Source organism: Pseudomonas sp. TH43 (assembly GCF_016650635.1).
Classification (GTDB): domain Bacteria; phylum Pseudomonadota; class Gammaproteobacteria; order Pseudomonadales; family Pseudomonadaceae; genus Aquipseudomonas.
The window spans coordinates 258,474-283,830 of the sequence record NZ_JAEKFI010000003.1; the positions used below are offsets into that span (position 1 = coordinate 258,474).

The window sequence follows — 25,357 nt, forward strand, 5'->3', positions numbered from 1 at the left end:
CATCAGGAGCCTGCCGGAATGCGTACAAGTCTCTCCAATAACATCGCGCTGAATCTGCCCGCCTCTGCCCTTGATCAACCGTTGCCCCACGACGGTCTGACCGAGCCGTTACAACTCAGTCCCCGCCTGCACAACAGCGACCTGGCACCCACCAAGGCGCAAGGCCGACGCTGGGGCAAGTACAGCATCTTCGCCCTGTGGACGAACGACGTGCACAACATTGCCAACTATTCCTTCGCCATCGGCTTGTACGCCTTGGGCCTGGGTGGCTGGCAGATTCTGTTGTCGCTGGGGATCGGCGCGGCACTGGTGTATTTCTTCATGAACCTGTCCGGTTACATGGGGCAGAAAACCGGCGTGCCGTTTCCCGTTATCAGCCGGATCAGTTTCGGCATCCATGGTGCGCAAATTCCTGCGCTGATCCGTGCAGTTATCGCCATCGCCTGGTTCGGCATTCAGACATATCTGGCGTCAGTGGTTTTCCGCGTGCTGCTTACCGCGGTTCATCCGGGCTTCGCCGAATACGATCACAACTCGATCCTTGGCCTGTCGACCCTGGGCTGGGTGTGCTTCGTGGCGATCTGGTTCGTGCAACTGGCCATTCTCGCCTATGGCATGGAAATGGTTCGTCGCTACGAAGCGTTTGCCGGACCGGTGATTCTGCTGACTGTCGCCGCCCTCGCCGCCTGGATGTACACGCAAGCCAACGCGACCATCGCCTGGTCGATCCGCGAACCGCTGAGCGGTGGCGAGATGTGGCGCAACATCTTTGCCGGCGGCGCGTTGTGGCTGGCGATCTACGGCACGCTGATACTCAATTTCTGCGACTTCGCTCGCTCTTCGCCGTGCCGCAAGACCATCAAGGTAGGAAATTTCTGGGGTTTGCCGGTGAATATTCTGGTGTTCGCCGCGATTACTGTTCTGCTCTGTGGCGCGCAATTTCAAATCAATGGGCGGATCATTGAAAGCCCGACCGAGATCATCGCCTCGATTCCCAACACCTTCTTCCTGGTGCTCGGTTGCCTCGCGTTCCTGATCGTCACCGTGGCGGTGAACATCATGGCCAACTTCGTCGCTCCGGCGTTCGTCCTCAGCAACCTGGCGCCGAAATACCTGACCTTCCGCCGTGCCGGGTTGATCAGCGCGACCATTGCCGTGCTGATCCTGCCGTGGAATCTCTACAACAGCCCGCTGGTCATCGTGTATTTCCTGTCCGGTCTCGGTGCCCTGCTCGGCCCGTTGTACGGCGTGATCATGGTCGACTACTGGCTGATCCGCAAAGGCCAGGTCAACGTTCCGCAGCTCTACAGCGAAGACCCCAACGGCGCTTATTACTACAGTCGCGGCGTCAATTTCCGCGCGGTGGCGGCGTTTATTCCTGCCGCACTGATCGCCATTGTTCTGGCACTGGTGCCGGGTTTCCACAGCGTCTCACCCTTCTCTTGGCTGATCGGTGCCGGTATCGCCGGAATGCTTTACCTGATCATCGCCAAGCGTCAGCCGCACTACGCCGACATCAGCGGCGAATCCATCGCTGTCGACAACGTCTGCCATTAATCCCCTCGCGGCCCGGACTTCGGGCCGCAGAACTGCCCGCTATAAGGACTTCCCATGCGTATTCTCGTGGTCAACGTCAACACCACCGAGTCCATCACCCAAGCCATCGCCCGCTCGGCGCAGGCTGTTGCCTCACCCGGTACCGAAATCGTTGGCTTGACGCCGTTTTTCGGCGCGGACTCGATTGAAGGCAACTTTGAAAGCTACCTCGCCGCGATCGCCGTGATGGATCGGGTGATGGCCTACGATCAGCCGTTCGACGCGGTGATACAGGCCGGTTACGGCGAACATGGCCGTGAAGGTTTGCAGGAATTGCTCAATGTGCCGGTGGTGGACATCACCGATGCAGCGGCGAGTACCGCGATGTTCCTCGGGCACGCCTATTCGGTGGTGACCACACTGGATCGCACCGTGCCGCTGATCGAGGACCGACTGAAATTGTCCGGTCTGTGGGATCGCTGTGCATCAGTGCGCGCCAGTGGTCTGGCCGTGCTCGAACTGGAACATGAACCGCAACGCGCGCTGGAAGCCATCGTGCATCAGGCGGAGTTGGCGGTCACACAAGACAAGGCAGAAGTGATTTGCCTGGGTTGCGGCGGCATGGCCGGGCTGGATGAGCAGATTCGTCGGCGCACGGGTGTGCCGGTGGTGGATGGCGTGACGGCGGCGGTGACGATTGCCGAATCGCTGGTGCGCTTGCGCTTGTCGACGTCCAAAGTGCGGACTTATGCAACGCCACGGCCGAAGAACATCATTGGTTGGCCGGGGCGGTTTGCGCGGTAGACCGCGTTATCGGTCATCACGGGCAAGCCACGCTCCCACAGGTTCTGAGTTGCCCACAGATTTTGTGCACAACACAAAAACCTGTGGGAGCGGGCTTGCCCGCGATGGCCGCGCCTCGGCCTAAAACCTTGCTCAAATCGCACTGAATCGCCGCGCCAACCCTCTTTCGACAAACTGCTCAATCACGAAATCCACAAACGCCCGCGTCTTGCCGGGCAACAATTTATGCTCGGCATAGTAAATCGAAATATTGCCATCATCGACGAACCACTCCGGCAACACCCGCTGCAACGTCCCCGCGTCCAGATATCCCACCGCAAACGGCATGCTCACCAGCGCAACGCCCAACCCCTGCGCCGCCGTCCTGCAAGCGGCCTCGGAATCGCTCATGGTCATCCGCGCCTTGAGCATCAACGGCCGACAGTTCTGCGGATTGCGCTCGACCAATTGCCAGGAGCGCACACGCCCGGTTTGCGGAGAGCGGATCAGAATACCGTCGTGATGATTGAGGTCGTCCGGCTCGGTGATTTCGGGATTTCTCTGCAAATAATCAGCGGACGCCACCAATACCCGGTGCGCCGGACTCAACTTGCGCGCGATCACGCCTTGCGGCAGTTCGAAACCGCCACCGATGGCCGCGTCAAAGCCCTGCCCGATCAGATCGACCTGGCGATTATCGAAATGCCAGTCCGGATTGATCGCGGGGTAACGCCGCAGGAACTCACCGAGCATCGGCACGATATGCAGGCACCCAAACGCCGCGCCCATGCTGACTTTCAACGTTCCCGCCGGGAGCCCTTCGACACTGGCCAGATTGGCCACGGCATTTTGAATGGTCGTCAGACTGCCACTGACCTGATTTAGAAACAGCTGCCCAGCCTCGGTCAACGTCAGGCTGCGGGTGCTGCGCTGGAAGAGCCGCACACCGAGCCGCCCCTCGAGTTTCGCGACACTTTTGCCGACCGCCGCCGGGGTCAGGCTCAAGCGCCGCGCCGCCTCGGCAAAACTGCCGACTTCGGCGCTACGCACAAAGCATTCGATACTGCTGAAGGTTTCCATGGTCGCCAACTATAAACTTCTGGTTGACACGGACTATAGCAAACATGTGGTTAATTCTACGGTTCTTCGACCGTTGGAGACCTCACGCTGGACGCCACTGCTTCCGCCTGAGATCGCGATGAGCTTTGGTGTGAGGGTCGGCCACCATGAGAAGGGTCTTAAGCAAGCAAGAAAGATGGGCACAGAGGTCAATAGAGGAAGCGTTCCGCAAGCCTGAACTGGAAAAAATGAACACGTTGACAGGCTAAAATTATCGTAATACAGTAATTTATGTCTACAAAACAGACATAAAACTCTCTTTCCCCACCTTCCGGTTTAACCACCAGACGAGCACGATAGCTCGGGAAAAGAAGAACAAAAACCGAACCGAACAGGATGCTTTTCGATGACCCATGATGATTTGGCCCGCCGCAGTCGTTTGATGGCAACGCTCACTAAAGCTTTGATAATCGGCATGCTCGTATTGAACACCGCCTTCTGGCTTTTACCGGAGTTTGCAAGACAGTACGATCTGGGCTTCAACCTGACAGCGATCGGTCTGAGTGCAGACCTTAATGTCGATCTGGGAAGCATGCCTTGGTGGCAAATTGCAGGCGGGCTATTTCTTTCCAGCATCCCCTTGCTGATTTTGGCAAATGGCTTGATCTCGTTGCTCCGCTTGTTTCAGCTGTACAGTGAAGGACAATATTTTGTCGACAAATCAGCCACTCTGCTCGGCAAGGTAGGGTTCGCTGTGATCCTGTGGGTAATCTTGAGCTTCGTGCTGACGCCGGCAATGAGCATCTGGATGACCTTGCTGCAGCCACCGGGTCAGGGGTTTCTCACCATCGCCTTTAATGCATCGGATTTTCTTAGCCTGTTCCTTGCGGCGTCGTTAATGGTCGTTGCCCGCATTCATCAAAAAGGAAGTGCATTGGCTCAGGAAAACAAACAATTCATCTAGGGCGACGACATGACCATCGAAATAAAGCTCGATGTGATGCTGGCGCAACGCAAGGTCAAATCCAAGGATCTGGCCACCGCCATCGGCATCACCGAGCAAAACTTGTCATTGCTTAAACAGGGCAAAGTAAAGGGATTCAGGCTGGCGACACTGGATGCAATTTGCAGGTATCTGAACTGTCAGCCAGGCGATCTATTGACTCATGTCGCAACGGCCGAGGCCACCATCGAAGACTGATTGAAAGATCAAAGGCCGCGTTATTGCGGCCTTGTTTTCCGTCGCAGTATTCGGTTGGAAAGCATCGACTTATAGATCATGTGTACGCGACTATAAACTTCTGGTTTACACAGACGATAGCAATCATGGTCTACACGGTTGTCGATGCGAGGTCGATACTCGGCTCCAACAACAAGGCACTTGCGCCTTGAACTTCTGGAGATCGAATATGACCACTCAACAACTCAGCGGCAAAGTAGCTCTGATTCAGGGCGGATCGCGTGGCATCGGCGCCGCCATCGTCAAACGTCTGGCCGCTGAAGGCGCTGCTGTCGCATTCACCTACGTCAGCTCTACCGCCAAGGCTGAAGAACTGCAAAACAGCATCACCGTAAACGGAGGCAAAGCCTTGGCGATCAAGGCTGACAGCGCCGACGCCGCAGCCATCCGCCACGCCGTCAGCGCCACTGTCGAAGCGTTTGGTCGCCTCGACATTCTGGTGAACAACGCCGGTGTACTGGCCGTAGCACCACTGGAAGACTTCAAACTGGAAGATTTCGACCAGACCGTGGCAATCAACATTCGCAGCGTATTCATCGCCTCCCAGGAAGCCGCCAAACACATGGGCGAAGGCGCACGCATCATCAACATCGGCAGCACCAACGCCGACCGCATGCCCTTCGCCGGTGGCGGTGTGTATGCGATGAGCAAATCAGCACTGGTCGGTTTGACCAAGGGCCTGGCGCGAGACCTTGGCCCACGTGGCATCACCGTCAACAACGTGCAACCTGGCCCGGTTGATACCGATATGAACCCGGCGCACGGTGATTTTGCTGAAAGCCTGATTCCACTGATGGCGGTGGGGCGTTACGGTAAAGCTGAAGAGATCGCCAGTTTCGTCGCTTACCTGGCAGGACCGGAAGCCGGTTACATCACCGGCGCCAGTTTGACCATCGACGGCGGTTTCGGCGCCTGATTGCGGTAAATCCCGAACACAAAAAATGCCGCGCCTCTATTAACAAAGGCGCGGCATTTTTTTATGCGAATTTACTGTGCAGTCAGGCCCATTCCAGCGCTGGCAAGCCACAGGCGCTCGGGATAAACGCTTTCAACGTGCGCAGAATCCCGTCAGCGTGCGCGTACTTCTCATCGGCCATCGCAGCATCAGGGATGGCAATGGCAGTCATGCCCGCAGCTTTCGCGGCGGTCACGCCAAACGGTGAGTCTTCGAACACCAGACAATCCTCCGGTGCGACGCCCAGGCGGCGAGCCGCCGTGAGGAAAATATCCGGCGCCGGCTTGGCCGCACCCACTTCTGGATCGTCCGCCGTGACGATGAAATCGAACAACGCAAACCAATCGCGATGCAGCGTGGTTTTCTGCCCGAACGACTGCCGCGATGAGCTGGTGCCCACGGCAATCGGAATGTTGTGCGCCTTGAGATGGCGAATCAGTTCTTCAGCGCCCGGCATCGCTTGGGCGGTGGGAAAACGCTCGCGCATAAGCGGTTCGCGGATCACCAGAAACTCTTCGGCAGTGATCGGTAGCTCAAGCGCTTGTACAACATAATTCGCCAGATCGTTGGCGCCACGGCCAATGATGTTCTGCTTGATACTCCAGTCGAAAGTCCGCCCGTAACGCTCGGCAATCAACGAGGTGACCTCGGTGTAAATGCCCTCGGTGTCCAGCAGCAAACCGTCCATATCGAAAATCACGGCCTTGATCGGGCCGAACGCCTTCAGCGGTGCATTCATCATCGGATCCGTTATCAAAGACATCCCAGGCGGCGGGTGGCCGCTGCTCGGATCTGATTAAAGGGTTCAGCAGCATAACGAGCACAACGGACATTGAGCAACGGCCAATGTCCGTTGAGGCGATGAACTACTCGCAAGCAATTAGCGAAACGCCCTACAAACATTACCTACTTTCCCGGCTTCTTTCCCTTTTGATTCCTCGCAAAGTCCGCGCACCTTTTTTCACATGCGCGAGTGACTGCGAATGCTTCCACCCGATCGGCTTTTGCCCCTTAACAACAGCATCGGCCTGCTGGTGGTTGCCGCACTGAACCCTGAGCACCCGGACTTTGAAAACCTGATCCGGGAATTTCGCCTGAGCCTGAACCATTACGAGGACTGGGCCGAACAGTACTGGACGGGGACGGCGCTCCAGGTCGAGCAGGTATTCAAGGTCGGCAACGACGTTCACCTCAGCGCTCCGGTCAAATCGCGCAAGCCGATCAGTTCATCCGTGGTCATGTGCCCTGCCAGTGGCCCGCTGACCTTGGTGCACATGTTCGAAGCCGCGCGTTTCGTGCCGATCGGCGACACGCCGGTGACCCTCGAACCGGTGATTGCCGACGTTGGTGGAGTGCTGACCTTTGGCGAACCGCTGCGCCATACGATCGGGCCAAGCGGGATTCTGCAAGTGGCTGACTGCGATCGAGGCCAGCGTTATCGCCTCACCTTCTTTCCCGATGTTTCCACCAGGCATGTGCAGGCGCTGTTTGCCTCTTATGAGGAAATCCTCAACGGCCTCGAGGGCTGGTTGCGCGATGAGTGGGCCGGATTTCAACCGCTCTGGAAGGAGTTTTCCAGCGTCGGATTTCTGCAACGCTACGGCCAATTGCAACAGGCGGATTGGCGCGGGTTCGAGAAATCCCTGCACAGCGTCTGGGATGACATCAAGCAAGTGTTCGCCCTCCTCGCCGATTTACAGGCGAACAGCGAAAAGCTGCTGGAGTATTTGAGCACTGCCGAACTTGAGGCGCTGCTGCAAGCCTCCGGCGAAGCCATTGCCAATGGTTTGCTGATTCTCAGCGACGAACCGCTGTTATTCATTCATCTGGCGGCGTTCACCAGTTGGCTGAAAATGCTGCCGCCGCAATACCTGGCCGAAGTGGTCGCGGAGGTTCGTGCTGAGCTGCTGATCAGTTTTCTGTTGATGCGGCTGTCTGGCGGCGTCGGTGTGCAGCTGCGCCTGAGCAGCAAGGTACTGGCGAAAATCAAATCGCCGCGGGCACGGGAGTGGCTGGCGGCTTCGGCGTTGCGTCTGGCCGAGCTGAGCTCTGCACCGGAGCTGACCCGGCATGCTGGCGCGCTGAAACCGTTGCTGGTCAATGCGCGGGATGTGCAACTGAATCCGACGCCGGCGATTCCACTGAATATCCGTCAGGCCGACTCAGTGGTGCTGACGGTGCCAAACCCAGCGCCCATTGCGCGAGACAAGTCGCGCGACATGACGCAGTTGCAGCGACATGAACCTCACGACGACGCGCCGGATCAGGCGAAAAATCCTAACGGCGATAGCGCTGACTGTGGCCCGGAGACCTGCACCAACGGCTGCCCGGTGTCGATGGTCACCGGTGAAGAGCTGCTGACACTCAACGATGGCACCCTCGATGGGCGGTTGCCGTTCGAGTTCACCCGGTTGTATCGCAGCAGTGCTTGTGAAATCGATATTGGGTTGGGGTTTGGCTGGAGTCATTCGCTGGCGCATCGGCTGGAGTTTGCTGGCGATGGCGTTGTCTGGGTTGACCATGAAAACCGCCGTACACAGTTTCCGTTACCGAGTGTTTCGCGTCCGGCGATTCACAATAGCCTGTCGCGGGCGGCGATTTTTCTCGGGGATGAGCCGCAGGAGTTGATCCTCGCGCTGGCCGGGGAAAAATCGCAGTTCTATCACTTTCGTGCCGGACGTCTGACGTCGATCAGCGACGTGCATGGCAATCGTCTGACCGTACAACGGGATCGGTCTGACAGAGTTCAGCGACTTGATAACGGCGCAGGCCGCTCACTGCTGTTGCGCTACGACGGCCAACATCTGTCGGCGGTGGATTATCAATCCTTTCACAACGCTGAATGGACGACGGAACAGACGCTGGTCTGCTATCGCTACGACGCTCTGCACCGTTTGATCGAAGCCACCAATGCCGTCGGTGAAAGCGAGCGCTACGACTACGACGACCAGCATGTGATCCTGCAGCGCCAACTGACCGGGGGCGCGAGCTTCTTCTGGGAATGGGAACGCGTCGGCAAGGCTGCACGTTGCGTGCGGCATTGGGCGTCGTTTTCGCAGATGGACACCCAGTACGTCTGGAACGATGACGGCAGCGTCGCGGTGCATTACGTCGACGGCACCGAAGAGGTTTACCACCACGACGACCGTGCACGACTGGTGCGCAAGGTCGAAGCCAATGGCGGCGAACACCTCAAGGCCTACGACGCTTGCGGGCGTCTGGTCGCCGAGCAGGATCCGCTCGGCGCCGTCACTCAATACCGCTATGACGACGTCGGACGGCTGATCGCACTGCTTCCGCCGGGCGATGAGGCAACGTCCTACGAGTATCGCAACGGTTTTCTGCACAAGCGTTCTCGGGGCGATGCAACCTGGACCTACCGGCGCAATGCTCAGGGCGATGTCACCGAAGCGGTCGACCCTGAAGGCCATGTCACTCATTACCACTACGACACGCACGGGCAACTGTTGTCGATCCGTTACCCGGACACCAGTCGGCAGGTGCTGGTGTGGAACGACCTCGGTCAACTGATCGAAGAAACCCGGCCTGACGGCGGTGTACGACGCTTTTCCTATGATGCGCTGGGGCGGCGGACGACCACGGTTGACGAACATGGTGCCGTTACCCGTCAGCACTGGGATGCCGTTGGCCGACTGGTTCAGACGACTTTTCCTACCGGCGCCACCCGCGCCTACAGCTACGGCGCTTACGGCCAGGTCACGGCTGAACGCGATGAACTGGGCCGCTTCACCCGCTATGAATACGACGATGACCTGCACCTGGTCTCGCGCAAGATCAACCCCGACGGCACGCGGGTGCAGTATCGCTACGATCATGCGCAACTGCTGCTCACCGAGATCGAAAACGAGTCTGGCGAAAAATATCTGCTGGACTACACGCCGACCGGATTGATCCGACAGGAAACCGGCTTCGACGGCCGGCGCACGGCGTATGCCTATGACCTCAACGGGCATCTGCTGGAGAAGACCGAGTTCGGCGATGACGGCTCGCAGTTAGTCACCGCTTATGCGCGCGATGCCGCCGGGCGGCTGTTGGTCAAGACCCTGCCGGACGGGGTCAAGATCACCTACCAATACGACCACCTCGGTCTTCTGATGGCGGTCAATGATGGCCAGAAATATCCGCTGGCATTTGAGTACGACCTGCAGGATCGGTTGGTCGCCGAGCATCAGGGCTGGGGCACCCTGCGTTACACCTACGACGCCTGCGGCCAGCTCAAACGCATGCGCCTGCCGGACAACAGCAAGCTCGATTACCACTACGCCAAGGGCGGCGTGCTGACGGCCATCGACCTCAACGGTTCACAACTGACAGGCCACGTCTATCAATCGGGTCGCGAGCAACAACGCCAGCAAGGCCTGCTGCTCAGCGAATATTCCTACGACGATCAAGGTCGATTGCTGGCTCACGCCGTAGGCCACAGGCGTGACTCCCTCTATCGCCGCGACTACGCCTACAGCGCCAACGGCAATCTGGACTACATCGCCGACACCCGTCACGGCCAACGCACCTACGGCTACGACGCCCTCGACCGGCTGATCCGCGTTCGCCACTCGCGCGATGAACTACCGGAAACTTTCGGCCACGATCCGGCTGGCAACCTGCTGATGCAGGATAGCCCCGGCCCGACTCGCATCAACGGCAACCGCCTGCTGATGCAGGGCGACCGCCATTACGACTACGACGCCTTCGGCAACCTCATTCGCGAACGCCGTGGCACCGTGCACAAGCTCGTCACCGAATACCGTTACGACTGTCAGCATCGGCTGATCGGTCTGACTCGCCCCGACGGCAAAACCGCTAGCTACCGCTACGATGCCTTCGGCCGGCGCATCAGCAAAACCGTCGACGGCGTCACCACCGAATTCTTCTGGCAGGGCGACCACCTCCTCGCCGAACGCAGCGCGAGCGAATACCGCAGCTACGTCTACGAACCCGGCACCTTCCGCCCACTCGCCCTGCTCGACGGCAAAGGCTCGATAAATACCTGCCCGTTCTACTACCAACTCGACCACCTCGGCACCCCGCTGGAACTGACCGACTACAGCGGCGAAATCGTCTGGTCGGCGCAGTACGACGCCTATGGCAAAACCGCCGCCATCACCCTGGCCGGCAAGGAATACCTGGACCAGCCGCTGCGTTTTCAGGGGCAGTACTTCGATGCGGAGAGTGGGCTGCATTACAACCGGCATCGGTATTACGACCCGCGGTTGGGACGGTATCTGACGCCGGACCCAATCAAGTTGGCCGGAGGGTTGAATCAGTACCAGTACGTGCCGAATCCGACGGGGTGGGTGGATCCGTTGGGGCTGGCTTGTATTCCATGTCCGGGAGCAATACCGGCAGATGGGCCATATAGTGAAATTGTTCCTGGAGGAGGATTGGCGGCTCACGAAGCGCAAGGTGGACATATGATTACAAGGCACGTTGGAAGAACTGACGCCCAGTTGGCTCAACGCCTACAAGCAGAGCCTAACATTCCTGCAGCGTCTACTTTCCTGAATCGCGCCGAAGCTGAAGTGGCAGTGTCAGAAGCATTAAGCGCGAACTCACAGAGGATTACGGCGTTCTTAGCCAGTACCCAAGCAAAGACGAGTTTTACGCATGATCTCAGTCGACCGGTGGGTGTGAGTATGCTCAATGGAGTATCGAATTCTCAATCGGCGTCAAAACTACTATTAGTGTTGAAAAAAGCCCCCTCGCTGCCTTTGGGATATTTTTTACTAACAGGATTTCCAGAGCTATGAATGACGACTTTCCAGAATCTCAAGTTTTTTTTGGGGCCTATTTCCATCAAGACTGGCTGGTGGAACACGACACAGCAGATCAAGTCATCGAGGACTTTTTGAGAAGCTCAGATAAGGAGATACTGACTTTAGTCAGTAGCGAACTGCAAACTCTTATAAGCAGAGAGCTAAATGAAATGGACCTACGAGTACTTTTATTAAAGGAACTCAAATGTTACTACTGCTACTGGAATGAATGGGCGTCAGGCGATGTATGGCTACGACACATTGAAAGTAAGCTGAGTGAAAACCTCACTGCCTAAACTGCGCACTTCTAGGGGCCTGAAGAGACAGGCCCTTAGAGTTAATCAGTAGGTTTATCCATAGAGGCAACCGTTCACTGCTCCCCCTCATCCTCCTCATACTCCATATCCGCTTCATCAGAATCATTCAACGGCACCGTCGCGTCATCCATCAGCGACCCCGGATCCTCGTTCCCCGGATCATTGATAAACGGCAGCCCACTCGGGCCTTTCTCTTCCTTGCCTTCGGTTTCGGGAGTCATGGCGAACCTCATCATTATTTAGGGAAGTGTATGACTTTCGAAAAGCCCTGCTGCCAATCGTTCCAGCGTCTGACCAGCAAATACGAAAAACCCGGCGCGAAACCGGGTTTGTTGCGTCTGCCATCAATGATGCCGGTTCTTATGTTTGTTCTTATGTTTGTGACCGCCACCCGAGTGAGACCCGCCATCGCCGCCCAGGTTGTTGCCGACCGCACCACCCGCCGCGCCACCCAATCCTGCGCCGACGGCCGAACCGGTTGATCCGCCGAGGCTATTACCGACCACTGAGCCACCCGCGGCGCCGAGGCCTCCGCCAATAGCGGCTTCTGTACGGTTGCGTTTATTCGCCCCGACCGCACCGCCGGCCGCGCCACCCACGCCGGCGCCGACCGCCGCACCGGTGCTACCGCCGAGTTGCCCGCCGACCACGTTGCCCAGTACGCCACCGAGTCCGCCGCCCACAGCTGCCGAACCATCACCGGCCGCCATCGCGCCTTGCGCCACCAGCAATCCGAAAAACAGTGCAGATAATGACAATCGCATATGAACCTCACAATTCCCGAATCGGGACAGTCCGCCCAGGCAAGGGCCTATGTGAGATTGGAGACACCGACAGGGAAAACGTTCAGCAACGAAAAAGCCCGGCATCGAGCCGGGCTTTCCTTGAAGACGATCAGTCTCAGTGACGCTTGTGACCTTTGGACAGGTTGCTGCCCACTGCACCACCCGCTGCGCCGCCCAGGCCTGCACCGATGGTAGCGCCGGTTCTACCGCCGAGGCTGTTGCCGATCACCGAACCACCGGCTGCACCGACACCACCGCCGATGGCCGCTTTGGTGCGGCTGCCCTTGCGAGCCGTCAATGCACTGCCCGCCGCGCCCGCGACGCCGGCACCCACTGCGGCACCGGTGCTACCGCCCATTTTCTGACCGAGCACATTACCCAGCGCACCACCCAGACCACCGCCCAGCGCAGCGGTGCCATCACCGGCGGCCATTGCACCTTGAGCAACCAGAAGGCCCAGAACCAGAGCAGGCAGAGTTAAACGCATGAAGAAAACCTCAAAAATTGGGATGACAAAAAGGGCCGGGATTTAATGCTCTCGGGGCGCAAAAGTCCAGATGAAATCAGGGATCTGCGCGCACTCAGCGCCGATTGGACAGCGATTCTGCAAAAGGTTTTATGGCGGGCAAAAAAAAGCCCGCTGGGGAGACGGGCTGGAGACTTGCTTTCTAACGGATGGCTTCACCCTACTTTGGCTGACGTGAAAAGTTTGTGAAAAGAACTGCGCCCGCGCAACCGACTGTAGGACATTTCCATGCAACCCTATTGAGCATAAAAAACCCCGTTCATTGACGGGGTTGTTCATTGAAAGCTTATTTTCTGGCTCGAGCGAGCTTGGGGAGAAATTTCGCCTTCGGCCCTTTCGGTGCCGCGGACTTGATCTTGCCGGTCTGCACCGGATCCTCGCCAAAACCTGCCTGGTACTCGGTCTGGCCGCACCGTACGCAATTGTTGAAGGAAAATTCAGCGCCATCGTCTTCGATATACGGATCAGTCATACCTTCGCCCCTTCAAATCGGATCGACACCGGCAAAGCCCTTTTGCCTGAAAAAATATCGACCTCCAAGGCTTTTGAGACTAGCCGGTCATTCCTGGACTTGTTATTCAGATCGTCTGACGCCCGACGAATGGCCTACGAAAACTAAACGTCACACAAGCCCCAAGGCTGATCGCGTGTATACAGAGCCCGTCCGTTATCGGGATGGGCTCACATGCCTGATAGCCGAAACTCAGCGCAACTTCACCGCCGTCCCGGTCGCAAATACCACAACCATCCCGCCCTTGCCGCCAGGCATGCTGATCTCGAAGTCCACTCCGACCACCGCATCCGCCTCCAAAGCCCGCGCCCGCGCCCTGATTTCGTCGGTTGCCTGAATACGTGCCTCCTTCAACGCCCGCTCAAGCGTCTGCGAACGCCCACCGAAAAAGTCGCGCATACCGGCGAACATGTCGCGGATCACATTGACGCCCTGCACCGACTCGGCGCTGACAATGTCCAGATACGCGGTGATCTGACGGCCTTCAATGGCGTGAGTGGTGGAGATGATCATGGAGTCGTCCTTTTACGGGTCATTAAAAATGCGATTGTAAAGCCAACTGAAAAGCTGCGGAGATTGCTGACACCATAGGTGCTATGACTTCATAAAATCCTTTATCTTTCTTTCACTATCTTCTATTTGTTCGCGCTCGCGATTTTTCTGCTCGAACTGATCCAGATTGTCATCCACCTCTTTTGTCGTGACCGGATGTATCGTAATGCCGTTACGATCTGTAGTAAGTTTCGCATTCGCCCCTCGCTTATAGTAAACAGTCCCACTACGAAACAGCTCGATCCACCCTGCCTGCTGCAGCGCTTCTAAAAATGCGTTGCTATCCTTGCCGGCAGGCCGCAAAACAATGGAACCATATGTAAGTTTTTCAACGGGCACCTCACCCAACTTATCCCAGTCAGTGTGGCCGCCTCCAATGGAAAAATTTGTATCACCATTGAGCGTGACTGATGCACTACCCAGAGCAATGCCGTATACCGTACCGGGAACCTCACGCGAACAGACGTACCCTGAATAGGCTTTGAATGCGCAATTTGTGAACCCCGTTCTTTTCGCATCCGCCGTTGTACCTGGCACGACGAGCCCTTCAAACTCATAAGCATCGTAAGTTTTCGATTTAACTTCCGGCTGAGCCTGTGCTTGCACGAAAAGACTCATGCACAAAAAAGCCAAATGAACAGTTCGCTTTAACAACATCACTTACTCCATTAAACGACGGCGTTGATCCTGAGAAGACGACCACCTCCTGATCCGCGGACCTGACATTGGTTCATAGCATGGGTGCCATCAGGGGCTCAAACAAACACAACCGGTATTCCAGCCCTGCTCGTGCCACACAGAATATTTTTTCAGACGCCAAAAACCACAAACCCCCGACTTTCTCTAGGAAAATCAGGGGTTTGTGTTTACTGAATGTGGCGGTGAAGGAGAGATTCGAAACTAAGGTGGGCGGGCTTAATTCCTGGGCGAGCGCGTGACACACGTTCAGATTTTTACTACAGACCATTAACCATCACATGCGGTAATCTCTCGGCGCCTACAAAACGCTTTTCGCCTCCATCGATGGGGGCTTTTTTATGCATGCCAAGGATGACGAATGATTTCCTCTGCTCGATTGGGTGACAAACATGTGTGCCCATTACCAGGACACGGTACAACCCCGATTGCCTCTGCCTCCCCTGACACGAATATCAACTTCATGGGTTCTGCACGTGTAGGCGATACCTGTGGGTGTGGCGCCGTTATCACTACTGGTTTTCCCTCTATTCAAGTGAATGGGCGCCCCATGGCTCACTTGGGCAGTCCCACTAGCCATGGCGGCACCATCATTACTGGATCAAGCGATGTTGGCGGTGGATTTGTCATGGGAGATGCTGGAGGCGCAACAATCATCGACTTCATGGCGCTCGGAGCATTTCGATCAGATGGCACTGTGGACGATGAGAAAATGGCAACACTGCTGGCTGATCCAAAGCTGAAAGAAAAAGCAGCAGCTGCTAATGCTCTTGTAGATCCCAAGGCGGCCGCTAAGCAATCGGAAACTAAGACTGAGCCAAAGACCGAACCTGCTGCTTGCAATCACCCTGACGAAATGGAACCGCTGGCCAACTACATCGCAGGTGAGATGAACCGAAACATCCTTAGCCCGGAGGTTTTGAAGATGCAAAGGCTCAATCATTTCGATCCTGGTTCACCGGACAGTGAGCCTCCGCTACTCACAGGCACGGGCGGGCCATCTGCCCGCTCATTGAACAACTACAGAGACATAGCTACATCGTGGGTAATCTGGGCAAGTAAAGTTGGCCCAAAGATGGATTGGGATCACAAGCCGAAGCTTCGTAAGCTATTTGTTGGCCTGTACCACAAACAGGGGGCCTACGATTATTTCTACGACATTTGGTCGAATATCCATTACGGATACGTTGGAATCATAGGTGGCATGTCGGAACGCGAACTGCTGGATGGGGCCGGGGCTGCACAGTTTTTGTCGGACGGTGCTACCAAAGTCCAAGAGTTAAGAGAGCCTGAGAAGGAGAGAGTCCATCCTGGCCCTCATGCGACAGCAAGTCCATGGTATGCACCGCGATCATGGGATGATGTTGCCGATAGAGTATCGATTCAAATTGGGATGAAGCTTGCCAAACAGTATCCCGCAGGAGGAGTAACCGCGAAGATGATCATGGACGAAGTGGTAGCAGTACCACCAGAGAGCTGGGGAGATGGAATCCGTGTCCACAAATGCGAGTAAGCGTCGGACATGGTCCATGCGGATACTGTGGGTACCTGTGTTGTATTTGGTAGTCACACACTGGGACATAGCGTTGCCGACTGTGAAAGTCCACTACTCTAAAGCCGGAAGAAATGAGCTTCGGTACATCTGGAACGTGCAAGACCGCATTTACAAAGGTGGAATGCTCCCCGGCGGTGGTGCGATTGATAATGGGGTGCTCTTCCCTGACGACGAATTTTTCATGGAATTTTCGTGGTGGGAGAAAAAAGAAGGCCGCAATCACTGCATCAGCATCGAGCCAAAGTGGCCCAACACTCATATATACCTAGACGCCGATGGCAACATCGACATGCGAAAAGAGAGCGGGACTGACGCAGACAGGTTGAAAGAGTGTCAATGGGATCGAGCCAAGCCTTAGACAGATACCTGCACGCGTCACTGCGAAATCAATACCGGCGAGGGATAACCCTCGCCGGACTTACCATAACGGTGACATGGGTAACGCGAGCTACGTTAGCCGGCTGCAAAAAAGCCCTTGCCCTTCTCCGCTGGCCTGCCTAGCACGTAACAGGCTACTGCCTGCGCGTTAAGGTGATCATAGCCAGGCACCACGGCCAGCAGCGTCCATCCTTCGGCTAGTCGCCGGTTGGCCTGCGTCGCGCTCAGTTCTTCCGAAACCTCTACCGCCTCGGTGATCTGCATCGCTCTTGCTCCTTGAGGTTGAAAAGACAGTGTAGTCGGCCAGGCACAGGTTGATTTCGGTGCGTCATCTTTAACGCAGCAGTCAGGCGTCTTTCGTTATTTTTTAGCCCACAGCGCAACGACGTGTTCATCTTGGAATGCGTGGAAATCGTCTTGGTCGAAAATCCCTAACTCTTTCAGTTCCAGCATTCGGCCATCAATCATGCCCTGACGCCAATAACAGGTGCGGGGATCATCATCGTCTACCAAGTAGCCCAGATCCTCACGTAATCGTGCCAATCCCTGGGCCTTTAGAAGCATATTGGGATCGGCAATCATCGGAGTTCCATAGATTGGGTAATGGATACTGATTGTAGCCCCGGCAATCAGCGAGATACGGGCACCCACTTCTTAGGCAAAAAAGACGATCCAGCCCCTTATCAGTCCCATATAGGCGTTTTTTAGACGCCAAAAACCACAAACCCCCGACTTTCTCTAGGAAAATCAGGGGTTTGTGTTTACTGAATGTGGCGGTGAAGGAGAGATTCGAACTCTCGATACAGTTTCCTGTATACACACTTTCCAGGCGTGCTCCTTAAGCCACTCGGACACTTCACCGTATCTCTTCAAACATGTTCTGTCTGTCGAGGCGCGCTAATGTAGTCGAAAGCTTTTCCGATGGCAAATTTTTTTTGCAGAATTTTCATGCGCTTAAGAGAAAAAGCCGTTTGCGCTGCTGACGGCCCATGGCAAACCGGCCAATCTTCGGTGGCCATGCCCCTTCTATATAGAAGCAGAACGGCGCACTACGCAGGCTGAGCCGGGAATCGGTGACCGGCGGGTCAGTCACGGCGCTTTACCTGGCCTGCGGCGGTGGGTAACGTCTGCCCATCTTTCTTACAAGGAATAGCGTCATGAGTGAGTTGATTTCTTACCACCTCGAAGACGGTATCGCGACCCTGACCTTGAGCAATGGCAAGGTCAATGCCATTTCCCCGGACGTGATTGCGGCGTTTAACGCGGCGCTGGATCAGGCGGTGACTGATCGTGCCATCGTGATCATTACCGGTCAGCCAGGGATTCTGTCCGGTGGCTATGATCTGAAAGTAATGACCGCCGGCCCTAAAGAGGCCGTGGCGCTGGTGACCGCCGGTTCGACGCTGGCCCGGCGGCTGCTCTCTCACCCTTTCCCGGTAATTGTTGCTTGCCCGGGTCATGCCGTGGCCAAAGGTGCTTTCATTCTGTTGTCCGCCGACTACCGCATCGGCGTCGATGGGCCGTTCAGCATCGGTCTGAACGAAGTGCAGATCGGCATGACCATGCACCACGCCGGTATTGAGCTGGCCCGTGATCGCCTGCGTCGATCGGCCTTCCATCGCTCGGTGATCAACGGTGAAATGTTCGACCCGAAAAGCGCTGTGGATGCTGGCTTCCTCGACAAGGTGGTTTCTGCCGAGGAGCTGCAAGGCGCCGCTCTCGCAGCCGCGCGTCAGTTGAAGAAAATCAACATGACCGCGCACAAGAACACCAAGTTGAAAGTGCGTAAGGCGCTGCTGGATGCCCTGGATAACGCGATCATTCAGGATCAGGAGCATCTGGGTTGATAGCCCGGTTGCAGCGATGAGAAAAAGCCCGACCATCGTGTCGGGCTTTTTCTTGCGTGCACTGTTGAAAATGCCGTGGCGGCTCTAGGACGCATCTGACAACCGACTCGGAAACATGCGCTTAAACATCGGCTATCTCCGGACTCTATAGCGGCAATTGCCGAAAACAGTGCACATCCGTACACTGCGCCACCTTTTGTGCCGGTGGGGCCTGCAAATGCTGTTTGTGTTTCGTATGTTATTGATGGGCCTGCACTTTATTTTGGCCGGTGTGCTGGGGGTGATCCTCGGGATATGCCGCCCGTTCAATCCGGACAATAGCCGTCTGTGCGCCCGCCTCTACGCGCTGCCGGCGATGTGCATTTTGCGTCTGCGGGTGAAATCAGACGTCAGCGGTTTGATGAACAAACCCGACAGCTGCGTGATCATCGCCAACCATCAGTCCAACTATGACCTGTTCGTGTTCGGCAATGTCGTGCCGCGCCGCACCGTGTGTATTGGCAAGAAAAGCCTGAAATGGGTACCGCTGTTCGGGCAACTGTTCTGGTTGGCCGGCAATGTGTTGATCGACCGTGGCAATGCGCAGAAGGCGCGCCAGTCGATGCTCACCACCACTAATACCCTGCAGAACGAAAACACTTCGATCTGGGTGTTCCCGGAAGGTACCCGCAACCTCGGCGAAGACTTGTTGCCGTTCAAGAAAGGCGCGTTCCAGATGGCGATCGCTGCTGGCGTGCCAATCGTTCCGGTATGTGTCAGCAGCTACGTCAAGCACATGCGCCTGAACCGCTGGCGCAGCGGGAAAATTCTCATACGCTCGCTACCGGCGATTCCTACAGCCGGATTGACCATGGACGACATGCCCATGCTCATCAACCAGTGCCGCGAGCAGATGCGCGAATGCATCGAATCGATGGATCGGCAGTTACACGCTGCTTAAAAAACAAACCCGCCCTGTGCGGGTTTTCTTTTGCACAGTGAACTGTGCAGATTTCACTGACTCTCAAGCAGCGACACGGCTAAGCTGAAGCCTTTGAATTCCTGCCATCTGCCAAGAAGAAGTGAACCACCACCATGGGTCGAGTTGTTGCTGCTGCGGTGTACAGCGCGGGTAAAAAAGTCACCAATATTTCCCTCGATGAAGGCGCTGCCTGGGCTGCGAAAACCGGGCACTTTGTCTGGATCGGCCTGGAAGAGCCGAGCGCCCAGGAACTGTCTAACCTGCAACGTCAGTTCAACCTGCACGAACTGGCGATCGAAGACGCCCTGGAAAAACACAGTCGGCCGAAGCTGGAAACCTTTGGCGACGCTTTGTTTATCGTCACCTACTCGCCCATCCGAGAGAACGGCGTCTTGCAGTTCATCGAGACGCACATTTTTGCGGGCAAGGGCTACATCATCACCGCGCGAAACGGTCACTCGGCGTCCTACGCACATGTCCGCCAACGCTGTGAGGCGCGCCCACTGTTGCTGGAGCACGGGGAAGATTTCGTCCTCTATGCGCTGCTCGATTTCGTCATCGAGAACTATCAGCCCGTGGGCGAAGCGATTCATGCGGAGATTGATGAGCTGGAACGCAATGTGTTGTGCAGCGCATTGAATGAGCGCGACATTCAAAAGCTGCATGGCTTGCGCCGCGATGTCGTACGCCTGCGTCGCTATGCGGCTCCGATGGTGGAGATAGGCGAGGAATTGCAGAAACTGAGCTTCCCGTTTATCGACAAGAACATGCGCCCGTATTTCCGCGATGTGCAGATTCACGTCACGCGACAAATGGAAGACCTGACCACACTGGCCGACATCGCCAGTCAGACCATCGAGATCGGTGTATTGCTGGAAGCCTCACGACAGAGCGTGGTGCAACGCAAGTTTGCTGCCTGGGCGGCGATTCTGGCTTTTCCGACGGCAGTGGCGGGGATTTACGGGATGAACTTTCAAAATATGCCGGAGCTGAGTTGGCATTATGGCTACTTCGCCGTGCTGGGGTTTATTGCGGTGGGATGTGTGAGTTTGTGGGCGAGTTTCAAGAAGTCCGGGTGGTTGTAAATCAAAAGATCGCAGCCGTCGGCAGCTCACACAGGGTGTACATCATTCCAATGTAGGAGCTGCCGAAGGCTGCGATCTGTTGCTCTGCTATTAAGCGGCCTCTGGCTTGTGCGCCACAAACCGCATCATCCACTCCGCAACCGTAGCGCCATGGTGTTCCTGCTCCAGGCTGGCCACGCCCTTGCTGTAGATCTGCGAACCCAGCGCTTCCTGACGCAGATCCAGCAGCGCCCGCGAATAATCGTGAATGAATTCCGGGTGGCCCTGGAAGCACAGCACCTGATCATTGATGTGGTAAGCCGCAAACGGACAGAAATCGCTGGACGCAATCACTGTGGCGTTTTCCGGCAGAGCAGTCACCTGATCCTGATGGCTGATCAGCAGCGTCAGCTCTTCACGTACCGGGCTCATCCACGGCGCCTTGGCGGCGAGTTTGTAGTTGTGGGTGCCGACACCCCAACCCTGCGTCGCGCGTTCGCTTTTGCCACCGAGTAGCAGCGCCAACAGTTGATGGCCGAAACATACGCCAAGCAGTTTGTCGCCACGCTCGTAACGGCTCAGCAGGTAGTCCTTCAGCGTTTGAATCCACGGGTCGGTACCGAATGAGTCGGCCTTGCTGCCGGTGACCAGGTACGCATCGAAGGTCAGGTCGTCACTTGGGTATTCGCCCTGCATCACGTTGTAGACGGTGAACTCGGCGGCAATCGGTTGCTGCGAGAACAGGCGCTGGAACATCTGCCCATAACCCTGGTATTGATCGACCAGTTCCGGACGCAGGATGTCGGTTTCCAGAATGCAGATGCGTAGCGACATAAAAAATACCTGACACGTGATGGGAATAATGAACACCCCAGAGCCTGCCTCGAAACACCCTGGCAAGGCAAGCCCCGACATGTGTTCACCGCCCTTAAAACAACTCGCCTTTCGCGGCTTTTTCAAGCAGCAGCGCAGGCGGAGCGAAGCGCTCGCCATATTGTTCAGCCAGATACTGCGCGCGGGCAACGAAGTCCTTCACGCCGTATTGGTTGATGAACTGCAACGCTCCGCCGGTCCACGCCGCAAAACCAATGCCGAAGATCGAGCCGACGTTGGCGTCCGCCGTCGAGGTCAGCACACTCTCCTCCACACAGCGGACGGTTTCGATGGCCTGCACGAACAGCAACCGATCACGCACATCCTTCGGTGAGATCTGCCCGTCGGCCTTCTCGAAGCGCGCTTTCAGTTCCGGCCATAGATGCTTCTGAGCTCCGGCCGGATATTCATAAAATCCAACGCCGGCGGCTTTGCCCGGACGCTTGTATTCGTTGAGCAGCAAGTCAATCACGGCGAAGGCCGGGTGCTCAATCAGCGGTTTCCCTTCTGCTTGTAGGTCCTTGGCCGTTTGCTGACGGATATGGCTCATCAGGCTGAGGGAAACTTCGTCAGAGATCGCCAGAGGCCCGACCGGCATCCCGGCCTTGCGCGCTTCGGTCTCGATCATAGGCGCGCTCACGCCTTCACCGAGCATGGCGATGCCTTCATTAGTGAAGGTGCCGAACACCCGTGAAGTAAAGAAACCGCGACGGTCGTTGACGACGATCGGCGTTTTCTTGATTTGCAGGACGAAATCGAACCCACGAGCGAGGGTTTCGTCGCTGGTCTGCACGCCTTTGATGATTTCCACCAGCGGCATTTTCTCCACCGGACTGAAAAAGTGCAGACCGATAAACTTGCTCTGATCGGGTACGGCAGCCGCCAGACCGGTGATGGGCAGCGTCGAGGTATTGGAGGCGATTACCGCGTCAGCGCCAACCACCTGCTGCGCCGCTGACGAGACCTTGGCCTTGAGTTGACGATCTTCAAACACCGCTTCGATGATCAAGTCGCAGCCGGCCAGATCTGCGTCGTTTTCCGTAGCGACAATTCGCGCCAGCACTGCTTCACGCTGTTCAACGCTCATCTGGCCTCGGGCAACTTTCTTGTCCAGCAACGCCGCGGAATGCGCTTTGCCCTTCTCGGCTGCAGCAAGATTAATGTCCTTGAGCACCACGTCGATGCCTGCTGAAGCGCTGGCGAAGGCGATCCCGGCGCCCATCATCCCGGCTCCGAGCACGCCGACCTTTTGCGTTTTATACGGCGCAAAGCCCTGCGGTCGCGAACCGCCGGCATTGATCTGATTAAGCTGAAACCAGAATGTGCCAATCAGGTTTTTCGAGATCTGCCCGGTGGTCAGCTCGGTGAAATAACGGGTTTCGATCAAATGCGCGGTATCAAAATCCACCTGCGCGCCTTCAACCGCCGCACACAGAATCTTTTCCGGCGCAGGCAATGTGCCCTGGGTTTTGCTGCGCAGAATCGACGGCGCAATGGCGAGCATCTGCGCCACTTTCGGGTTCGACGGCGTGCCGCCAGGAATCTGATAACCCTTCACATCCCAACGTTGTACTGCTGTCGGGTTGGCGATGATCCACGCCCGCGCCTTGGCCAGCAGTTCATCGCGATCCGCCGCCAGTTCATCGATCAAACCGGCCTGCAACGCCTGCTGCGGGCGCACCTTTTTGCCTTCGAGCAGGTACGGCAACGCTTTTTCGATGCCGAGCATGCGCACCATGCGTACCACCCCGCCGCCGCCCGGCAGCAGACCCAGGGTCACTTCCGGCAAACCCAACTGCACCGAGGCATCGTCCAGCGCCACGCGATGATGACAGGCGAGGCAGATTTCCCAACCGCCGCCGAGCGCCGCACCGTTGATGGCCGCCACCACCGGTTTGCCGAGTGTCTCGAGGGTGCGCAATTGCCCTTTGAGGGTCAGCACCATGTCGTAGAACGCTTTGGCTTCAGGCTTGCCGATCTTGATCAGTTCATTGAGATCGCCGCCGGCAAAGAAGGTTTTTTTCGCCGAGGTGATGATCACGCCAGCCATGTGATCCTTTTCAGCTACCAGCCGGGCAACGCAGGCGGCCATCGCCTCGCGGTACACGGCGTTCATGGTGTTGGCGCTCTGGCCCGGCATGTCGATAGTCAGCACGACGATGCCGTCCTGGCCTTTTTCGTAACGAATGGCTTCGCTCATAACAAGGTTCCTTGAATTCGGGGCTCAGAGGCGTTCGATGATGGTGGCAATGCCCATGCCGCCGCCGACGCACAGCGTCGCCAGGCCATAGCGCAGGCGCCGGGCTTCCAGTTCATCGAGCAGGGTGCCGAGGATCGCGCAACCGGTGGCGCCCAGCGGGTGACCCATGGCGATGGAGCCGCCGTTGACGTTGACCTTGTCCGGGTCGACGGCCATGTCCTTGATGAACTTCAACACCACCGAGGCAAACGCTTCGTTGACCTCGAACAGGTCAATGTCTTCGACGCGCAGCCCGGCCTTGGCCAGCGCCTTGCGCGTGGCCGGCGCAGGGCCGGTGAGCATGATGGTCGGATCGGTGCTGGTGACCGCGGTAGCGACGATGCGCGCCCGTGGTTGCAAACCCAGCGCCCGCCCCTTGGCTTCGGAGCCGATCAACATCAGCGCTGCGCCGTCGACGATCCCGGAGCTGTTGCCCGGCGTGTGGACGTGATTGATCCGCTCGACATGGCTGTAGACCCGCAACGCCGTGGCATCGAAACCCATCTGGCCGATCATTTCGAAACTTGGCTTGAGTTTGCCCAGCCCTTCCAGCGTCGACTCGGCACGAATGAATTCATCGTGATCGAGCAGGATGATGCCGTTCTGATCCTGCACCGGCACCAACGACTTGTTGAACGAGCCATCGGCTCGCGCCCGCGCGGCTTTCTGTTGCGAGTGCAGCGCGTAGGCATCGACGTCCTGCCGGCTGAAGCCTTCAAGCGTAGCGATCAGGTCGGCGCCGACGCCTTGCGGGGTGAAATGGCTGTGCAAGTTGGTCTGCGGGTCCAGCGCCCAGGCGCCGCCATCGCTGCCCATTGGCACCCGTGACATCGATTCAACTCCGCCGACCACCACCAGATCCTCGAAACCCGAGCGCACTTTCATCGCGCCAAGGTTCACTGCCTCAAGGCCCGAAGCGCAGAAGCGGTTGATCTGCACACCCGCCACGCTGACGTCCCAATCAGCCACTTGCACTGCGGTTTTGGCGATATCCGAGCCCTGATCGCCAATCGGCGTGACGCAACCGAGCACCACGTCATCGACCTGACTGGTGTCCAGCGCGGTGCGTTGTTGCAGCGCGGTCAGCAGACCGGCCACCAGATTGACTGGCTTGACGCTGTGCAAAGCGCCATCAGCCTTGCCCTTGCCACGGGGCGTGCGTAACGCGTCGAAAATCAAAGCTTGGGTCATGACGTCCTCGAACCTGTGCGGTGAGTGATTTCTTGTGCTCTCACTCTTGCCCTGAGCTGTCACGGATTCAATGACCACAGCGCTCAATGCGGTTGACGCACGCGCTCAGACGGACGGTCGTCGCCCATCAGGTGAACCGGTTCAGGTCAGCGAGTTGTCTAGCAAGCGGGCGGCAAAGAAGCTGGCAATACGCCTCATGCCTTTTTAATCGCTACTGGTAGCAACTCCATATGAAATGGATCTAAGCCAAGCGTGACGCGGGCCCTAAGGTAGTACATGTACGTCAGAGTCGTCGGGTTTTGCCGAGGCAGGCGTTCTTTAACAGGAAGTGCAGCGTTTGCCGTCATGGATATGCAGGCAAACATCAGGAAATAACAATAAAGGCGGTTCAGCCATGTTCAAACAACCGAAAGTCCGTCAAGCAGGGCTCATTCTTTTCGCCACGACGCTGTTGTTGATTTTGCCGAATCTGACTAAGGTCATCGGCTGACTCAAGCGGCAGGCGCTGTCATCGC

General features: G+C 57.0%; 25 protein-coding genes and 1 tRNA gene. 11 read left to right on the forward strand and 15 right to left on the reverse strand.

The features are described 5' to 3' along the window. The first annotated feature begins 18 nt into the window (after nucleotides 1-18). Both JFT81_RS10635 and JFT81_RS10640 read left to right on the forward strand, forming a co-directional pair. The gene (locus JFT81_RS10635) at nucleotides 19-1,557 is read left to right on the forward strand and encodes an NCS1 family nucleobase:cation symporter-1 (protein WP_201227281.1); all 1,539 of its coding nucleotides are present in this window, start codon (nucleotides 19-21) and stop codon (nucleotides 1,555-1,557) included. A gap of 54 nt (nucleotides 1,558-1,611) precedes the next feature. Beyond that, nucleotides 1,612-2,340, forward strand: a complete 729-nt coding sequence (locus tag JFT81_RS10640; protein ID WP_201227282.1) for an aspartate/glutamate racemase family protein — start codon at nucleotides 1,612-1,614, stop codon at nucleotides 2,338-2,340. Between the two features lie 132 nt (nucleotides 2,341-2,472). On the opposite strand, the gene JFT81_RS10645 is transcribed toward JFT81_RS10640, so the two are convergent. Continuing rightward, nucleotides 2,473-3,399 carry a LysR family transcriptional regulator gene (locus JFT81_RS10645; RefSeq protein WP_201227283.1) on the reverse strand — a complete coding sequence of 309 codons (927 nt, stop codon included), beginning with the start codon at nucleotides 3,397-3,399 and terminating at the stop codon, nucleotides 2,473-2,475. Nucleotides 3,400-3,784: 385 nt separating this feature from the next. On the opposite strand from JFT81_RS10645, the gene JFT81_RS10650 reads away from it, so the two are divergent. From JFT81_RS10650 to JFT81_RS10660, 3 genes are all read left to right on the forward strand, one after another. Beyond that, complete coding sequence (locus JFT81_RS10650) at nucleotides 3,785-4,342, forward strand: DUF2975 domain-containing protein (RefSeq protein WP_201227284.1); 558 nt, start codon at nucleotides 3,785-3,787, stop codon at nucleotides 4,340-4,342. A gap of 9 nt (nucleotides 4,343-4,351) precedes the next feature. Further along, nucleotides 4,352-4,579, forward strand: coding sequence for a helix-turn-helix transcriptional regulator (locus JFT81_RS10655; RefSeq protein ID WP_201227285.1), 228 nt, complete (start codon nucleotides 4,352-4,354; stop codon nucleotides 4,577-4,579). 208 nt (nucleotides 4,580-4,787) lie between these two features. Beyond that, nucleotides 4,788-5,534 (forward strand): 3-oxoacyl-ACP reductase family protein, encoded by a 747-nt coding sequence (locus JFT81_RS10660; protein WP_201227286.1) that lies wholly within the window; start codon nucleotides 4,788-4,790, stop codon nucleotides 5,532-5,534. 82 nt (nucleotides 5,535-5,616) lie between these two features. Here the strand turns inward: JFT81_RS10660 and JFT81_RS10665 are convergent, their stop codons facing one another. After that, nucleotides 5,617-6,312, reverse strand: coding sequence for an HAD-IA family hydrolase (locus JFT81_RS10665; protein ID WP_201227287.1), 696 nt, complete (start codon nucleotides 6,310-6,312; stop codon nucleotides 5,617-5,619). Nucleotides 6,313-6,556: 244 nt separating this feature from the next. Here JFT81_RS10665 and JFT81_RS10670 point away from each other — a divergent pair, with 244 nt between their 5' ends. Both JFT81_RS10670 and JFT81_RS10675 read left to right on the forward strand, forming a co-directional pair. Further along, nucleotides 6,557-11,341, forward strand: a complete 4,785-nt coding sequence (locus JFT81_RS10670; RefSeq protein ID WP_201227288.1) for an RHS repeat-associated core domain-containing protein — start codon at nucleotides 6,557-6,559, stop codon at nucleotides 11,339-11,341. Then, nucleotides 11,338-11,643 carry a contact-dependent growth inhibition system immunity protein gene (locus tag JFT81_RS10675; protein ID WP_201227289.1) on the forward strand — a complete coding sequence of 102 codons (306 nt, stop codon included), beginning with the start codon at nucleotides 11,338-11,340 and terminating at the stop codon, nucleotides 11,641-11,643. The genes JFT81_RS10670 and JFT81_RS10675 overlap by 4 nt, the downstream gene beginning before the upstream one ends. Before the next feature lie 74 nt (nucleotides 11,644-11,717). Here the strand turns inward: JFT81_RS10675 and JFT81_RS10680 are convergent, their stop codons facing one another. The 6 genes from JFT81_RS10680 to JFT81_RS10705 form a co-directional block, all read right to left on the reverse strand. Then, nucleotides 11,718-11,885, reverse strand: coding sequence for a hypothetical protein (locus JFT81_RS10680; protein ID WP_201202045.1), 168 nt, complete (start codon nucleotides 11,883-11,885; stop codon nucleotides 11,718-11,720). Between the two features lie 123 nt (nucleotides 11,886-12,008). Then, nucleotides 12,009-12,428 (reverse strand): YMGG-like glycine zipper-containing protein, encoded by a 420-nt coding sequence (locus tag JFT81_RS10685; protein ID WP_201202043.1) that lies wholly within the window; start codon nucleotides 12,426-12,428, stop codon nucleotides 12,009-12,011. 136 nt (nucleotides 12,429-12,564) lie between these two features. Then, entirely contained in the window at nucleotides 12,565-12,936 is a 372-nt protein-coding gene (locus tag JFT81_RS10690; RefSeq protein WP_122594861.1) for a glycine zipper domain-containing protein, read from the reverse strand. A gap of 325 nt (nucleotides 12,937-13,261) precedes the next feature. Beyond that, the gene (locus tag JFT81_RS10695; protein ID WP_201227290.1) at nucleotides 13,262-13,447 is read right to left on the reverse strand and encodes a hypothetical protein; all 186 of its coding nucleotides are present in this window, start codon (nucleotides 13,445-13,447) and stop codon (nucleotides 13,262-13,264) included. Between the two features lie 231 nt (nucleotides 13,448-13,678). Continuing rightward, nucleotides 13,679-13,999, reverse strand: a complete 321-nt coding sequence (locus tag JFT81_RS10700; RefSeq protein ID WP_201227291.1) for a YbjQ family protein — start codon at nucleotides 13,997-13,999, stop codon at nucleotides 13,679-13,681. 81 nt (nucleotides 14,000-14,080) lie between these two features. Beyond that, complete coding sequence (locus JFT81_RS10705) at nucleotides 14,081-14,695, reverse strand: hypothetical protein (RefSeq protein WP_201227292.1); 615 nt, start codon at nucleotides 14,693-14,695, stop codon at nucleotides 14,081-14,083. A gap of 400 nt (nucleotides 14,696-15,095) precedes the next feature. On the opposite strand from JFT81_RS10705, the gene JFT81_RS10710 reads away from it, so the two are divergent. Next, nucleotides 15,096-16,247, forward strand: coding sequence for a polymorphic toxin type 44 domain-containing protein (locus JFT81_RS10710; RefSeq protein WP_201227293.1), 1,152 nt, complete (start codon nucleotides 15,096-15,098; stop codon nucleotides 16,245-16,247). A 495-nt stretch (nucleotides 16,248-16,742) separates the two neighbouring features. Here JFT81_RS10710 and JFT81_RS10715 read toward each other — a convergent pair whose 3' ends face one another. The 4 genes from JFT81_RS10715 to JFT81_RS10730 form a co-directional block, all read right to left on the reverse strand. Next, complete coding sequence (locus tag JFT81_RS10715; protein ID WP_201227294.1) at nucleotides 16,743-16,931, reverse strand: hypothetical protein; 189 nt, start codon at nucleotides 16,929-16,931, stop codon at nucleotides 16,743-16,745. Nucleotides 16,932-17,027: 96 nt separating this feature from the next. Then, nucleotides 17,028-17,249, reverse strand: a complete 222-nt coding sequence (locus tag JFT81_RS10720) for a hypothetical protein (RefSeq protein WP_201227295.1) — start codon at nucleotides 17,247-17,249, stop codon at nucleotides 17,028-17,030. 189 nt (nucleotides 17,250-17,438) lie between these two features. Continuing rightward, nucleotides 17,439-17,528, reverse strand: a tRNA-Ser gene (locus JFT81_RS10725). Between the two features lie 8 nt (nucleotides 17,529-17,536). After that, entirely contained in the window at nucleotides 17,537-17,686 is a 150-nt protein-coding gene (locus tag JFT81_RS10730) for a hypothetical protein (RefSeq protein ID WP_201227296.1), read from the reverse strand. A 138-nt stretch (nucleotides 17,687-17,824) separates the two neighbouring features. On the opposite strand from JFT81_RS10730, the gene JFT81_RS10735 reads away from it, so the two are divergent. The 3 genes from JFT81_RS10735 to JFT81_RS10745 all read left to right on the forward strand — a co-directional run bounded on the left by JFT81_RS10735 (nucleotide 17,825) and on the right by JFT81_RS10745 (nucleotide 20,560). Next, a complete protein-coding gene (locus JFT81_RS10735; RefSeq protein WP_201227297.1) occupies nucleotides 17,825-18,514 on the forward strand; it encodes a crotonase/enoyl-CoA hydratase family protein in 690 nt (229 codons plus the stop codon). Between the two features lie 217 nt (nucleotides 18,515-18,731). Further along, nucleotides 18,732-19,454, forward strand: a complete 723-nt coding sequence (locus JFT81_RS10740; RefSeq protein WP_201227298.1) for a 1-acylglycerol-3-phosphate O-acyltransferase — start codon at nucleotides 18,732-18,734, stop codon at nucleotides 19,452-19,454. 134 nt (nucleotides 19,455-19,588) lie between these two features. Then, nucleotides 19,589-20,560: a magnesium and cobalt transport protein CorA gene (locus JFT81_RS10745; RefSeq protein ID WP_201227299.1), complete on the forward strand. Its 972-nt coding sequence runs from the start codon at nucleotides 19,589-19,591 to the stop codon at nucleotides 20,558-20,560. Nucleotides 20,561-20,650: 90 nt separating this feature from the next. Here JFT81_RS10745 and JFT81_RS10750 read toward each other — a convergent pair whose 3' ends face one another. The 3 genes from JFT81_RS10750 to JFT81_RS10760 all read right to left on the reverse strand — a co-directional run bounded on the left by JFT81_RS10750 (nucleotide 20,651) and on the right by JFT81_RS10760 (nucleotide 24,842). After that, complete coding sequence (locus JFT81_RS10750; protein ID WP_201227300.1) at nucleotides 20,651-21,373, reverse strand: amidotransferase; 723 nt, start codon at nucleotides 21,371-21,373, stop codon at nucleotides 20,651-20,653. A gap of 94 nt (nucleotides 21,374-21,467) precedes the next feature. Then, nucleotides 21,468-23,612 (reverse strand): 3-hydroxyacyl-CoA dehydrogenase NAD-binding domain-containing protein, encoded by a 2,145-nt coding sequence (locus tag JFT81_RS10755; RefSeq protein ID WP_201227301.1) that lies wholly within the window; start codon nucleotides 23,610-23,612, stop codon nucleotides 21,468-21,470. A gap of 24 nt (nucleotides 23,613-23,636) precedes the next feature. After that, nucleotides 23,637-24,842 (reverse strand): acetyl-CoA C-acetyltransferase, encoded by a 1,206-nt coding sequence (locus JFT81_RS10760; protein WP_201227302.1) that lies wholly within the window; start codon nucleotides 24,840-24,842, stop codon nucleotides 23,637-23,639. Nucleotides 24,843-25,357: the final 515 nt, after the last annotated feature.